Raw genomic sequence first — 14,857 nt, forward strand, 5'->3', positions numbered from 1 at the left:
GAAGGGACTGGGAGTATGAAAGAGCGCCACGGATTAATTATTGTCAATACAGGCAATGGTAAAGGCAAGACAACAGCGGCGTTGGGGCTGGGGCTGCGGGCCTGGGGACAAGGGTTTAAAGTGCTCGTCTTGCAATTTATCAAGGGAAACTGGAAATACGGTGAATTAGAGGCTGCAGCGAGGATGGGCGAGGATTTTGTCATCCGCCAGCTAGGCGAGGGGTTTGTACGGCATGCCACAGATGAGGCGTTAGCTGATCACAAAGACGCAGCTGCAGACGCACTCCTTGATGCCAGGGAAGAAATGCTCTCAGGCAAGTGGGACATGATTATTCTGGATGAGATTAATTATGCTATCAAATATGGACTGGTCCCGATAGCGGAAGTACTGGCGCTGCTGACAGCAAAACCACAGACGCTGCACCTTGTACTCACCGGCAGGGATGCACAGCCGGAAATTATTGCTAAGGCCGATTTAGTCACAGAAATGAAAGAAATTAAGCATCCCTATAAAAAGGGGGTCCCTGCTCAAAAAGGGATCGAGTTTTAACTGGAATTAGCGAATTGCAGTATAGTGCCTGCCGTCGGCTGCTGCTCAGAATAATGCCATAAACCGGTTGTCTCCAAATGTAAAATCCGCCGGTGATAAGCCTTCAGAGTATCCCGGTGACCGATGCTGATAAACGCTGTTTTCGGTAGCTGCTCTTTGAGAATCCGGTACATGGCCTGCTCCATGCCGGTATCAATACAGGAGGTTGTTTCATCCAGAAACAGCCATTCAGGCTGATGCAGTATTGCTCGGGTAATGGAAAGCCTTTGCAGTTCACCCATTGAAAGCAGTTTTGACCAGTCTGCTTCCTTTTCCAGGTGTTGCTGCAGTGAGCATAAACCACAAATTGTCAGCAGCTCCTTGATTGCCCGGTTAGGAACATCAGCCACGCTGTGCGGGTATAAAATGGCTTTGCGGAGTGAACCAATAGGTAAGTAGGGTTTTTGTGGCAGAAACAGCATCTTTTCCGCTGTCGGTAATGTGATTTTCCCGGCAAAGAACGGCCATATGCCTGACAATGTCTTTAATAAGGTTGTTTTTCCACAGCCGGACGGGCCGGTAATAAGCAGGCTTTCTCCGGGGCTTAACTCCAGTGTTAAATCATTTATTAAAACCTGGCCGGCCGGTGATAATACCGTAAGGTTTTTCATTGCTACCGTTTTATGATTGCCTGCTATTATAGCAGCCGGCCGTGGGGTGATTTCTTTATGATTGGCAGCCAGCTGCGTGTAGAACTCTCTTAAGCGGTCAGTGACTGCCTGCCACTGTGCTATCTTGCCAAAGCTGTCGATCAGGTAAGAAAGGGCAGAATGAACGTACCAGTAGGCGCCTGATATCTCAAATAACTGGCCAAGCAGTAATTCGCCGTTGAAATACCGGGGCGAGGCAATCAGGAAGGCGAAAACGATGGATAACTGGGAATAAATTGATGATATCCAGGTAATTGTTCTGGTCGTTTTAATTATAGAAAGATAAGTAGCCACAATTCTCGCCAGGTGCCGCATTAAATTAACCTTTTCCTGCTGGTCCCCTTTGTAGAGGGCAACACATTCGCCATATTCCTGCAAGCGAATCAGGCAATAGCGGAAATCAGCCTCATTGCTTTGCTGGACATTACTTTGCCGCATCAGCGGATGGCCTGCCTGCATAGTGACCCATGTCCCGAAGGCAGAATAAATGAGGGCTGATAAAACGAGATAACCGGGAAGAATAAATTCGGTGCCGGCCAAGGAGACTTTGAGCTCGCCTGACAAATGCCACAATACAGCGGCGAATACAGTGAGCGATATAATTTGACGCAAAAAGCCTGTTGCCAGCTCTAAGGAGTGAGTGACAAACAGATTAATATCTTCGCCAATTCGCTGGTCCGGATTATCAACAGTGTCAGGATGTACACTCATGCGAAAATAGGTTTGGTTATGCAGCCATAAGCTGATATATTTGTCGGTTATCCACTGCCGCCAGCGTATCTGCAGCATCATTTTAAAATGCGTCTGGCTGCCGGAAGCGGCAACCAATACCAGCGACAGAACAATAAATTGTGCCAAAGAGTTTGTAAAACCGTTATAGCTAAGCTGTTGCAGATTAGTATAAAAACCCACCTGCCAGCTGTTAAGCTGCATAGTTAATAATACGATCAGCCCTGTACAAACAATAAGGGAACAGGTTAGGAGCCAAGCCTGCAAGCCTGCTGATGACCACCAATAGGACAATAACAGTCTTATTAAGTTGCCATTGGTTTTGGCGGTATAGTTGATCATAGGTTTCCTCCTCCCCAGGCAGGACGAATGATCCTCACAAAAAGCAGGTATGGCATTTATATGCCTCTGTGGGTACAGATATGTAAGCAAATACAAGAAGAATTGCAATACTATGTATATGTTGCAGTTGAATTTTTAGGAGGCACGATATGAAGCGTCCGGCAGCTATCAGCCTGTTGATAATAGTTTTAAGCTATGCTTTTTTGCTTACTGCCGGCTGTGGCCCCAGTCCCAGGGAGCAGGCGCCAGCGCCGCCTGGCGGCTACAGCGTGACAGACAGTAAAGGGCATGTTGTTACATTCACCCATAAACCGCAGCGGCTAGTGTCTTTAACCATTGGCACGGATGAATTTTTAACAGGGCTTGTACCTGCTGAGCGGATTGCCGCCCTGACATATTTAGCTGATGACAGCAGCGTTTCCAATATTGCCGAAGCGGCTAAGCAGGTTCGGGGCAAAATCCGCGCCAATACTGAAAACGTAGTGGCAATGTCGCCCGATTTGGTTATTACGGCCGACTGGCAGGCTATTGAGCTTATTCAAAGCATAAGAGATGTCGGCATCGCTGTATATGTATATAAAACACCAAATAATATAGCCGAAGTTAAACAGGTCATTGCCGAACTTGCCCATGTTGTCGGTGAGGAGGCGGCCGGTGCCAGGATTGTAGCAGATATGGAGGCTGAGCTCCAGGCCATTGGCAGGAAAATCGAACAGGTGCCGCCTGATAAGCGGCAGGTTGTTGTTAATTATTCCTTAATGGGTGGTATGGGGGGACAGGGCAGTATGTTTGAAGATCTATGCCGGCATGCCGGTGTGGTTGATGGGGCGGCCAGCGTGGGTCTTAACAAGGATGGTACGCTATCCAAAGAACAGATTATTAAAATAAACCCTGATATTCTTCTGACTCCAGACTGGGACTATACCGGGAAAACTAATTTTAAGCAATTTAAAAGTGATTTAGAGAATGATCTGGCATTACGGCAGGTCAAAGCCATTGCTAATAAAAGGCTTATTCAGATTCCTGACCGCTATATATATTCTACATCGCAATACATAGTTTACGGAGTTTCCGGGATGGCTAAAGCCGCCTATCCGCAATACTTTAACTGAGCAGTATGTGCGGCTGATAAAGAAAAACACAGCTTACGCCGAGCCTTAGCGAAAGCGGAAGCCGATGTTGCCCTTATCCAGGGAAGTTAACCTTTCTATCCTGAAAAATAGCATTTTTCATTCTTTGCTGGTGCCGTTGTAACGGCATGACTGTCTATCAGGATAAAAAAGTTCGGGCAGATGATTGACAATACTGTATTTGTTGGATATTATATATAAGTCGCTTGCCGATAACAGGGCGTAAAAGGTTGTAATTAACAAAAAAAATACTGTTAAACATATTGACAATGACAAAATCAATATGTTAATATATAAAAGTCGTCACAAAGCGACAATATACCAAATGATACCAGGATTAATGTATCATTATGGTATGATCATGACACTAGCGCATCCATGCGCGTCGGTCCCCGGCAGAGCGTATCGTCCTGATACGCCTGTGATCCTAGCGCATCCATGCGCGTCGTTCCCTGAAAACTGAACAATGTAAAGAAATGCATCATAAAAGCCAGATGTGCGGTGTGCTGCCATGCAGCACAACCAACAACAATTTTGATTGAATTGAGCCGATAAAACGGCTTCAATATAAATGTAGTCACTATGTGATTGCAGCATTTTATTGGAGAGTTTGATCCTGGCTCAGGACGAACGCTGGCGGCGTGCCTAACACATGCAAGTCGAACGGAGTAGTTAGCAATAGCTACTTAGTGGCGAACGGGTGAGTAACGCGTAGACAACCTGCCTCTGAATTGGGGACAACACCGCGAAAGTGGTGCTAATACCGAATGTGGTATCTTGGTTGCATGACTGAGATAAGAAAGGTGGCCTCTATATATAAGCTATCGTTCAGAGATGGGTCTGCGTCTGATTAGCTGGTTGGTGAGGTAATGGCTCACCAAGGCGACGATCAGTAGCCGGTCTGAGAGGATGAACGGCCACACTGGGACTGAGACACGGCCCAGACTCCTACGGGAGGCAGCAGTGGGGAATCTTCCGCAATGGACGAAAGTCTGACGGAGCAACGCCGCGTGAGTGAAGAAGGCCTTCGGGTCGTAAAGCTCTGTCGTTTGGGACGAACGTATCCTATGTAAATAATATAGGGTAATGACGGTACCAAAGGAGGAAGCCACGGCTAACTACGTGCCAGCAGCCGCGGTAATACGTAGGTGGCAAGCGTTGTCCGGAATTATTGGGCGTAAAGGGCGTGTAGGTGGCCTGATAAGTCGTGTGTCTAAGTGCGAAGCTCAACTTCGTATGGGCGCAGGAAACTGACAGGCTTGAGTGCAGGAGAGGAAAGTGGAATTCCCAGTGTAGCGGTGAAATGCGTAGAGATTGGGAGGAACACCAGTGGCGAAGGCGACTTTCTGGACTGTGTCTGACACTGAGGCGCGAAAGCCAGGGGAGCGAACGGGATTAGATACCCCGGTAGTCCTGGCCGTAAACGATGGGTACTAGGTGTAGAGGGTATCGACCCCTTCTGTGCCGGAGTTAACGCAATAAGTACCCCGCCTGGGGAGTACGGCCGCAAGGTTGAAACTCAAAGGAATTGACGGGGGCCCGCACAAGCGGTGGAGTATGTGGTTTAATTCGACGCAACGCGAAGAACCTTACCAGGGCTTGACATTGAGTGAAAGGTCTAGAGATAGATCCCTATCTTCGGATACACAAAAACAGGTGGTGCATGGCTGTCGTCAGCTCGTGTCGTGAGATGTTGGGTTAAGTCCCGCAACGAGCGCAACCCTTATCCTTTGTTGCCAGCGCGTAAAGGCGGGAACTCAAGGGAGACTGCCGCAGAGAATGCGGAGGAAGGCGGGGATGACGTCAAGTCATCATGCCCCTAATGTCCTGGGCTACACACGTACTACAATGGGCTTAAACAAAGCGAAGCAAACCTGCGAAGGCAAGCAAAACGCAGAAACAAGCTCTCAGTTCGGATCGGAGGCTGCAACTCGCCTCCGTGAAGTCGGAATCGCTAGTAATCGCAGGTCAGCATACTGCGGTGAATACGTTCCCGGGCCTTGTACACACCGCCCGTCACACCACGAAAGTCAGTCACACCCGAAGCCGGTGGGGTAACCAGAAATGGAACTAGCCGTCGAAGGTGGGGCCGATGATTGGGGTGAAGTCGTAACAAGGTAGCCGTATCGGAAGGTGCGGCTGGATCACCTCCTTTCTAGGGATAAGCAGAGAACCAGGTTTTTAGGAGCGAAAGCGACGCGGAAACCTGAGTGAATCGCTTAGTTCTGAGCGCAAGCGAAGAACATCATTATAAGCGAGCTCTATTCCAGGTCGGTACATTTGGCAGATGCACAGATTTACATTGTTTAGTTTTGAGGGAATGCTTTTGTTACCAAAAGTTACTTGTTGAAACATACAGGCAACTATGATAACATAGATATTCCTGAAACAAAATATCTGGGGGTATAGCTCAGCTGGGAGAGCGCTTGAATGGCATTCAAGAGGTCAGCGGTTCGATCCCGCTTATCTCCACCATAGATCCAGTGACGATAGCTGTGGGGGATGAGGAAGGTACTCGCGTACCTTCGAATTGTACACTGTGTGTCCTATGTTGTAATAAGAGTCTTCGTAGAAGTCATGGGATATTAGATATCTAGTGGCAGTAAGACGTTTGACCTGTTCCCATACCGAACACAGAAGTTAAGCCCACAAACGCCGAAGGTACTTGGCTGGAAACGGCCCGGGAGATTAGGAAGCTGCTGGTTCCTCTCGATGTTCGACAGTCGACCTTCGACTTTCGAGTCGAAAATCGAGAACCTGTTCCTTGAAAACTGCACAGAAGAAAGCAAAGTAAAAGTACCTCTCATATGCAAATATGTGAAGTAGCTTAACGAAGCGCAATTAGGATTTTTAAAAAATGACTTAACCTTAGTCACAAGCAAAGTTTAAGTTGAGGCGGAGACTGGCTAGAAGGTGCCATATGCTAGGCGCCCCGGAAACCCGAGCCGTGCCGCGTACTCGCGTACGCAAACAATCGGGTTGAGGAGCAACAACGCAGATGGCGACTTATAGACAGTCGGAGCTAGAAGTCAAGTTAGTAAGGGCATACTGGTGGATGCCTAGGCGCCAAGAGCCGAAGAAGGACGCGGTAAGCTGCGAAAAGTCATGGGGAGCCGCAAGCAGGCCCTGATCCATGAATGTCCGAATGGGGGAACCCAGTGGTGGTCATGCACCATTACCCGACTCAGGTCGGGAGGTAAGCCGGGGAACTGAAACATCTAAGTACCCGGAGGAAAAGTAATCAAACGAGATTCCCCAAGTAGCGGCGAGCGAACGGGGAAGAGCCCAAACCCGGATCGACATTCGACTTTCGACACTGGATTTTGGAAGAGTAAAACGATAGTTTTACGAATCCCTTACGAAAGTCTAAAGTCGTACGTCGAATGTCGAATGTCGACCCGGGGGTTGAGGACCGGCGGAAGTTTCGTCAGGCCTAGTCGAACTACCTGGAAAGGTAGGCCGCAGAAGGTAACAGCCCTGTAAGCGAAAGGCAGAGCGAAATGGCCGGAATCCAGAGTACCACGGGACACGAGGAACCCTGTGGGAAGCAGGGGGGACCACCCTCCAAGGCAAAATACTCGAGGCGACCGATAGCGCATAGTACCGTGAGGGAAAGGTGAAAAGCACCCCGGGAGGGGAGTGAAAAAGAACCTGAAACCGTATGCCTACAAGCAGTCGAAGGCCCGTAGGAGGCTGACGGCGTGCCTATTGAAGAATGAACCGGCGAGTTACAATATCCAGCAAGGTTAAGTGGAAGACACGGAGCCGAAGCGAAAGCGAGTCTAAAAAGGGCGAAAGTTGGATAGTGTAGACCCGAAACCGCAGTGATCTATCCATGGCCAGGTTGAAGCGCAGGTAAAAATGCGTGGAGGACCGAACCCGTGAGCGTTGAAAAGCTTTGGGATGAGTTGTGGATAGGGGTGAAATGCCAATCGAACGCGGAGATAGCTGGTTCTCCCCGAAATAGCTTTAGGGCTAGCCTCAGGAAGTAAGTACAGGCGGTAGAGCACTGATAGGGCTAGGGGCCTAATGGGTTACTGAACCTTGTCAAACTACGAATGCCTGTAGTGGAATCCTGGGAGTCAGACTACGAGTGATAAGACCCGTGGTCAAGAGGGAAACAGCCCAGACCATCAGCTAAGGTCCCCAATGCCGTACTAAGTGGCAAAGGATGTGGAGATACAAAAACAACCAGGATGTTGGCTTAGAAGCAGCCACCATTAAAAGAGTGCGTAATAGCTCACTGGTCGAGTGTCGCTGCGCCGAAGATGTCCGGGGCTAAAGTACGGAACCGAAGCTATGGCAAGTCTACGGACTTGGGTAGGGGAGCGTTCTATACCCAGAGAAGGTATACCGTAAGGAGTGCTGGAGAGTATAGAAGTGAGAATGCCGGTATGAGTAGCGAAAAGACAAGTGAGAATCTTGTCCACCGAAAGCCTAAGGATTTCTGAGGAAGGATCGTCCGCTCAGAGTCAGTCGGGCCCTAAGCCGAGGCAAAAAGCGTAGGCGATGGACAACTGGTAAATATTCCAGTACCACCTAGGATCGTTTGAGCGAAGGAGTGACACAGGAGGGCAGGCAAGCGCGAGGATGGAAAATCGCGTCTAAGCTTGTAGGGTGCATCACAGGCAAATCCGTGATACGGGAACCTGAGGAGTGATGGGCAGCTGTTAGAGATAATGGCGAAATTGCTGATCCCAGACTGTCAAGAAAAGCTTCTAGTGAGAGACTAGGTGCCCGTACCGTAAACCGACACAGGTAGGCGGGGAGAGAATCCTAAGGTGCGCGGGAGAACCCTCGTTAAGGAACTCGGCAAAATGTCCCCGTAACTTCGGGAAAAGGGGAGCTTGTAAACCGTGTAGACCAGAAGCGGTCGAAGCGGGAATGAGTTGCAAAAAAGAGGCCCAAGCGACTGTTTACCACAAACACAGGTGCCTGCTAAAGCGAAAGCTGACGTATAGGTGCTGACACCTGCCCGGTGCCGGAAGGTTAAGAGGAGAGCTTAGCGCAAGCGAAGGTTTGAATTGAAGCCCCGGTAAACGGCGGCCGTAACTATAACGGTCCTAAGGTAGCGAAATTCCTTGTCGGGTAAGTTCCGACCCGCACGAAAGGTGTAACGACTTGGGCACTGTCTCAACGAGGGACCCGGTGAAATTGAAATACCTGTGAAGATGCAGGTTACCCGCGACTGGACAGAAAGACCCCATGGAGCTTTACTGCAACCTGACATTGAGTTTTGGTAAATGATGTACAGGATAGGTGGGAGACTAGGAAGATGGGACGCAAGTCTCATTGGAGTCAATGTTGGGATACCACCCTTTATTTACTGGAGTTCTAACTCAAGGAGTAACGAAACTGAGGACAGTGTCAGGCGGGCAGTTTGACTGGGGCGGTCGCCTCCGAAAGAGTAACGGAGGCGCCCAAAGGTTCCCTCAGCGCGGATGGAAATCGCGCGAAGAGTGTAAAGGCAGAAGGGAGCTTGACTGCAAGACAGACAAGTCGAGCAGGGACGAAAGTCGGGCTTAGTGATCCGGTGGTACCGAGTGGAAGGGCCATCGCTCAACGGATAAAAGCTACCCTGGGGATAACAGGCTAATCTCTCCCAAGAGTCCATATCGACGGGGAGGTTTGGCACCTCGATGTCGGCTCATCACATCCTGGGGCTGAAGTAGGTCCCAAGGGTTGGGCTGTTCGCCCATTAAAGTGGTACGTGAGCTGGGTTCAGAACGTCGTGAGACAGTTCGGTCCCTATCCATCGCGGGCGTAAGAGACTTGAAGGGAACTGCTCCTAGTACGAGAGGACCGGAGTGGACGGACCGCTGGTGTACCAGTTATCCCGCCAGGGGTAGAGCTGGGTAGCTACGTCCGGAAAGGATAAACGCTGAAAGCATCTAAGCGTGAAACCAGCCTTAAGATGAGGTCTGTCATTCGCAAGAAGTAAGGCCCCTTGGAGAAGACAAGGTTGATAGGCCAGGAGTGGAAGTGGAGTGATCCATGGAGCGGACTGGTACTAATAGGCCGAGGACTTGACTTTAAACCCTCGTTTGCATGAAGTGCAAACATTAAGCAGCGAACCAGCTTGCCGCGAGCGATAGCGAAACGGGAAGTTGTGTGAGTCGCTTAGTTCCGAACGAAAGTGAGGAACGTCCTATATATTGCGCAAATCTTTCTTCTGTGAAGTTTTGAAGGTACATTCCTTCATATGTCAGGCATATTCCTCGATAGCTCAGTTGGTAGAGCAATCGGCTGTTAACCGATCGGTCGTAGGTTCGAGTCCTACTCGAGGAGCCAATTTCATTTCAGGCTCAGACAGTTTAGAGTATTCCATATGCTAGGCGGAAGGAGGACGTGACCGTAGTCGTACTGGGAAGTACGTCGGAGGGAACGCCCGGACTGTACAACAACACCGTCGCCTATGAGACTACTTTACAATGAGTGGTTGGCGGCTATAATTTGTTGTAACAGCATCGCACAGATGGGATGCTATCAACTGTCATAACTCGGCTGTTGACCGATAGGTCGCTAGTTCGAGTCCTACTCGAGGAGCCATAGATCCAGTGACGATAGCTGTGGGGTTCCACCTGTTCCCATACCGAACACAGCAGTTAAGCCCACAAACGCCGAAGGTACTTGGCTGGAAACGGCCCGGGAGATTAGGAAGTTGCTGGTTAGAAAGAAAAGCACTCACTGTTGCAGTGAGTGTTTTTTATTAGGGAAAGCGAAAAAGCTTAGACCGTTCAGAGTGCCCCAGCTGCGAGGCGGAGCGAGGACGCCACCGTAGTCGTACTGGGAAGTACGTCGGAGGTGGCGCCCGCAGTGTACAACGATACCGTCGCCTATGAGACTATTTTACGAGGACTGGTTGGCGATCGGCTTTGTTGTAACAGCATCGCACAGATGGGGTGCTATGGACGGTCGTAGGAGCCGAAGGTGCTTGGCTGGATGGGCCCGGGAGATTAGGAAGTTGCTGGTTAAAAAATAGCACTCACGCCAGTGAGTGCTATTTGCTATGTAAAGAAATAGGCAAGATCATAATATTCAATGTAATGTTTTAAATAATTTGATCTTGTGGAGGATAAGGATAGGCAGGATTTCCTGTTATTGTGGTAAATAGGTATTGTAAAATCTTATAGACAAATAGGATAGGGGGAAAAATTTTGGACTATAAATTCCTTTTAGAATCAATATTGACGCATTTGGATGAAGGAATTTTAGTAGTAGACAACAAAGCCAATGTTACTTTCTATAATGAACCGGCAACCAATATAGCAGGTATTACCCGGGAAAAAGCTATCGGTAAAAATATATTGGAAATCTTTCCTGACCTGACGCCTGAAACTAGCACCTTTTATCGGGTGCTGCGGTTTAAGCAGCCAATCATTGACTATGTGCAGACCTACATGAATTATCAGGGCCGGCAAGTATCTACCCTGACCTCAACGATACCCTTGATAGCACAGGGGGAAGTTGTTGGCGCCCTTGAAATTTACCGAGATTTAACCCAGGTAAAAGAATTGTCGGAGAAGCTGTTGAGCCTGCAATCGGAGATGTTTAAGTCCAAACAAAGGAATCCGGTGAAACCATATACCGGAAATGGGACTGTTTATACTTTTGGTGATATTATCGGTAAAAGCCCGGTGATAAAAAAATTAAAAGAACAGGCGAAAAAAATAGCTGACAGCAATTCACCGGTGTTAGTATATGGAGAAACCGGGACTGGTAAAGAGCTTTTAGTTCAGGCTATTCATAATGAAAGTAAGGTACGGGGAAATCAGCCGTTTATTGCTCAAAACTGCGCCGCTTTGCCCAATTCTCTCCTGGACAGCATATTATTCGGAACGACATCAGGGAGTTTTACAGGTGCTAAAGATAAACCGGGATTGTTTGAGCTGGCCGACGGCGGGACCCTTTTTTTGGATGAAGTGAATTCTATGGGGACAGAATTGCAAGGAAAACTGTTGCGGGTTTTACAGGATGGTGTGGTCCGCAGGGTTGGCGGGACAAACACAGTGCAGGTCAATGTAAGAATTATGGCTAGTACCAATGAGCACCCGGCTAAAATCGTAGAGAAAAAGATTTTGCGTACAGATTTATATTACCGGTTGAATGTAATATCATTGAATATCCCTGCCCTCAGGGATAGAAAAGAGGATATCAGCCTGCTGACGGGATTTTTTATTAACATGTATAATACTCAGGCTGGCAAACAGGTTAAAAGGATTTCTCCTGAAGCTTTGAACGCTTTGCAGGTGTACCATTGGCCAGGCAATATCCGAGAATTGCGATACGCTATTGAGAGTATTATGAATTTCGTTGATGGCAATAGTATTGAGCTGCATGATATCCCTTCTCATATAACGCATTCCGTAACAGATGAGGATAATTTGGCAGATATTAAAGCTGGTCTGTCAATATCTTCGCTGGCGGACAAGCTAAATGAATATGAAAAACAATTAATCCAAGCAGCAATAAAAGAAGCCAATGGCAATGGGGCCAAAGCGGCGAGGCTATTGAACCTTCCCCGGCAAACGCTGCATAACAAGATCAAGAAATATAATATTGAATGGAAGATTACATTAAAATAATACTAATTTATAATGTCCCATAAGTAATACAATGTCAAAAAATATTGTATTACTTATGGGACATTATATTTTTCACAATATAGTAAAAGATCAGAATAAGCGGTTTAAGTGTCTTTGAATAGCAAACAAAATGTTGGCAGGATTATTGCATAGTATATTCGATAACCGGGGCAAGTGGGCGGCTGGTGTACGTTTAGCTGTTCGGTGGCCTGGGCAAAGCGGCAGGAGCTTGGAGGAGGGAATCAGTTGCGACGACAAAACAGGTAAGCTGATATGATGTTATTAAGCTGGGGAGGTTAGGCTATGAAAAAAACAAATTTTCGCTGGATATTAGGATTTCTGGGCTTTTTAATTATGTTAGTCGCATACATGGACAGGGTAAATTTGTCTGTGGCTACGCCGGCAATTATGAGTGAGTTTAATTTCAGTAAAATGGAAATAGGTATGCTGCAAACCTGTTTTTTTATTAGTTATGCGGCTATGCAGGTTCCCGGAGGAATTTTATCAGATTTTTTTAAACCCCGTTCGGTTGTAACAGGGGCCGTAACGTGGTGGTCGATTTTTACTGTGCTGACAGCTTACGCTTCGTCATTTAATGGTTTTGCGGTTATCCGTGCTATATTTGGAATAGGTGAAGCTCCGGTTCTGCCTGCTTTAACTGCCTTTGTCGGGCGCTGGTTTCCAAGCCGGGAGAAGGGATTCGCTTCCTCTATGTTGCTGGCCGGCTGCTATATAGGGCCTGCGTTTGGTACTGGTCTAACGGTAGCGATCTTGGCAACTATGGGTTGGAGAAATGTATTTATTTTATACGGTATTGTTGGTTTAATTTTTGCAATTGTGTGGCATTTATTAGCTGAGTCAGCGCCTGAGAATAGCAAATTTGTTAATCAGCAGGAGCTTGCCTATATTGAAGCCGGCAGGATAAAAGAGGAGGGTAAACAACGGGAAATCGCTCCGTGGGGCAATTTTTTGCAGTCCAGGCAATTCTGGGCGGCCGGTATTCAAGTGCTTATTGCCGACTATATTATGTATGTTTATCTCGTTTGGCTGCCTTTATATCTGATGGAAGCGCAGAATTTTTCACTGACAGAGATGGGGATTTCCGCCACTTTTCCCTGGCTGGCTTTGACCTTTTGCACACTTTTAGCCGGCTGGTGGGGTGACCGTTTAGTTGCCGCCGGCCATACCAAAAAAATAGCCCGCTCTTATTTGGGTGTAGCCGGATTTATTAGTTGCGGGCTATTTATGTATTTAGGAGCGATGGCCACCAATCCGACGCTTAATGTGATCTGGCTGACCCTGTCATTAGGTTCTTTGGGATTTTCTTTTGCATCGGCATGGGGAGCAGCTCATGATATTGGCGGCAAATATATCGGTTCAGTTACCGGCTGGATAAACCTAGGGGGGAATATGGGGGGAGTATTTGCTCCGGTTGTGACCGCCTGGCTGGTTACAAGCTTTGGCTGGCAAGTGGCTATAGCCGCTACTGCCACCTTTACGCTTGTCGGCGCTATTGCGTGCTTCCTGGTGCGGCCTGATACCCCGCTTAGACTGCAATCCATTAACACTCCTGCTACAGATACTAAACCAGCCTAGCAGGATATAGAGAGCCTGGTCCCGGCAGGTGTGCCGGCATAGGGGCAAATATCTGTTTTAATAAATAGTAAGAAGCCACGAAGCCATTATTTCATTTGCTGAAATAATGGCTTCGTGGCTTCTGTTTTGCTGCAACCGCTTAGGGGAGATAACTTGACCAGTAGTCAGTCAGTATCAAGGCTGATAATTTGATTCAGGTGCAGCAGGTAAGTGAAATTACGGCAATGTACCTTTTTAGGTACATAAAGGTTTTAAAAACTATTTAAAAATGTTGCAAAATAGTAACAGGCAATAGTATCAAAGCGGCAAAAATGCCGGTATATTTGATGTATTCTCAATTTTAAAATATTGGCATAAAAATTGCTTATATATAGTGATGTGATTTGCTCATATAAGGAATAGCCAAAGGAGTATAGCTGATTATGACGTTGAACGAGATTATTAGCTCAGCCGAATTCTTCCGGGATCTTAATGCCTTCGACTGTTCTGTCATGGTATGTGATACTCAGGGAAAAATCCTGCATTATGTACCGGCTGCCACGTTCCATGCCAATGTAAAGATAGGTGAGATTGCGCAAGGGGGGGCAATGGCGGAATGCATTAAAAGCAAACAAAAGGTCGTTAAAGAGGTGCCGAAAGAGGTATACGGTATTCCGGTAAAGGCGATTATTAAGCCGGTATTTGATGAAAATAACGAGTTTATTGGTCTTGTCGGTACTGCTATCAGCATGCATACTCATCAGGTTTTGCAAAACGTTGCTCATACCATCGCTGCAACCACGCAGCAACTGAGCGTAACATCGGAAAACCTTACGGTATCAGCCGCCAGGCTGGCAGAGGATTTAACCCAGGTGCGTATTGGCGGGGAAAGGGTATTGGCTGATATCAATAAAACAACAAACATTTTGCAATTTGTTAGTGAGATTGCCGCTAACTCCAATTTATTAGGACTTAATGCCGCCATTGAGGCGGCCAGAGCCGGCGATCATGGCCGGGGTTTTGCTGTGGTTGCTGAAGAAATCCGTAAGATGGCTGTTAATAGCAGCAATTCGGTCAAAGATATTGCCAGTATTCTCAAAACAATTCAGCATGATACAAGTTATGTTGTTGATACATTGGCAAAAACTGCTGAACTGGGCAATCTTCAGGCCGCGGCTACCAGCGAAATTTCCGTATCCATGCAGCAATTAGCCTCAACGGCCGGTGATGTGCAGAGGGTGGCGGAAACGGTTTAGGG

Annotated in this window: 6 protein-coding genes, 2 tRNA genes, 4 rRNA genes and 1 pseudogene; 12 read left to right on the forward strand and 1 reads right to left on the reverse strand. The window is 47.7% G+C overall.

From position 1 onward, the window contains the following. Positions 1-15 precede the first annotated feature (15 nt). A complete protein-coding gene (gene cobO / locus ACZ481_RS04195; RefSeq protein ID WP_464768922.1) occupies positions 16-549 on the forward strand; it encodes a cob(I)yrinic acid a,c-diamide adenosyltransferase in 534 nt (177 codons plus the stop codon). Here cobO and ACZ481_RS04200 read toward each other — a convergent pair. Continuing rightward, positions 546-2,309 (reverse strand): ABC transporter ATP-binding protein/permease, encoded by a 1,764-nt coding sequence (locus tag ACZ481_RS04200; RefSeq protein WP_464768923.1) that lies wholly within the window; start codon positions 2,307-2,309, stop codon positions 546-548. The genes cobO and ACZ481_RS04200 overlap by 4 nt on opposite strands. Before the next feature lie 149 nt (positions 2,310-2,458). On the opposite strand from ACZ481_RS04200, the gene ACZ481_RS04205 reads away from it, so the two are divergent. The 11 genes and pseudogenes from ACZ481_RS04205 (at position 2,459) to ACZ481_RS04255 (ending at position 14,855) form a co-directional block, all read left to right on the forward strand. Continuing rightward, positions 2,459-3,421 (forward strand): ABC transporter substrate-binding protein, encoded by a 963-nt coding sequence (locus ACZ481_RS04205; RefSeq protein ID WP_464768924.1) that lies wholly within the window; start codon positions 2,459-2,461, stop codon positions 3,419-3,421. A gap of 616 nt (positions 3,422-4,037) precedes the next feature. Then, positions 4,038-5,594: ribosomal RNA gene (locus ACZ481_RS04210) — 16S ribosomal RNA — on the forward strand. 244 nt (positions 5,595-5,838) lie between these two features. Continuing rightward, positions 5,839-5,914, forward strand: a tRNA-Ala gene (locus ACZ481_RS04215). A 117-nt stretch (positions 5,915-6,031) separates the two neighbouring features. Next, a 5S ribosomal RNA gene (gene rrf, locus ACZ481_RS04220) occupies positions 6,032-6,144 on the forward strand. Positions 6,145-6,466: 322 nt separating this feature from the next. After that, positions 6,467-9,473, forward strand: a 23S ribosomal RNA gene (locus ACZ481_RS04225). A gap of 181 nt (positions 9,474-9,654) precedes the next feature. Next, positions 9,655-9,730: transfer RNA gene (locus tag ACZ481_RS04230), tRNA-Asn, on the forward strand. 262 nt (positions 9,731-9,992) lie between these two features. Continuing rightward, positions 9,993-10,109, forward strand: a 5S ribosomal RNA gene (gene rrf / locus ACZ481_RS04235). Together the 16S, 23S and 5S rRNA genes with 2 tRNA genes alongside form the textbook arrangement of a ribosomal RNA operon. 517 nt (positions 10,110-10,626) lie before the next feature. Continuing rightward, positions 10,627-10,956, forward strand: a pseudogene (locus ACZ481_RS04240) (PAS domain S-box protein); the annotation flags it as partial. A gap of 30 nt (positions 10,957-10,986) precedes the next feature. Beyond that, entirely contained in the window at positions 10,987-12,024 is a 1,038-nt protein-coding gene (locus ACZ481_RS04245; protein WP_464770572.1) for a sigma-54 interaction domain-containing protein, read from the forward strand. Positions 12,025-12,327: 303 nt separating this feature from the next. After that, positions 12,328-13,620 (forward strand): MFS transporter, encoded by a 1,293-nt coding sequence (locus tag ACZ481_RS04250; protein WP_464768925.1) that lies wholly within the window; start codon positions 12,328-12,330, stop codon positions 13,618-13,620. A 422-nt stretch (positions 13,621-14,042) separates the two neighbouring features. Then, the gene (locus ACZ481_RS04255; RefSeq protein ID WP_464768926.1) at positions 14,043-14,855 is read left to right on the forward strand and encodes a methyl-accepting chemotaxis protein; all 813 of its coding nucleotides are present in this window, start codon (positions 14,043-14,045) and stop codon (positions 14,853-14,855) included. Positions 14,856-14,857 lie beyond the last annotated feature (2 nt).

Source organism: Sporomusa intestinalis (assembly GCF_055383785.1).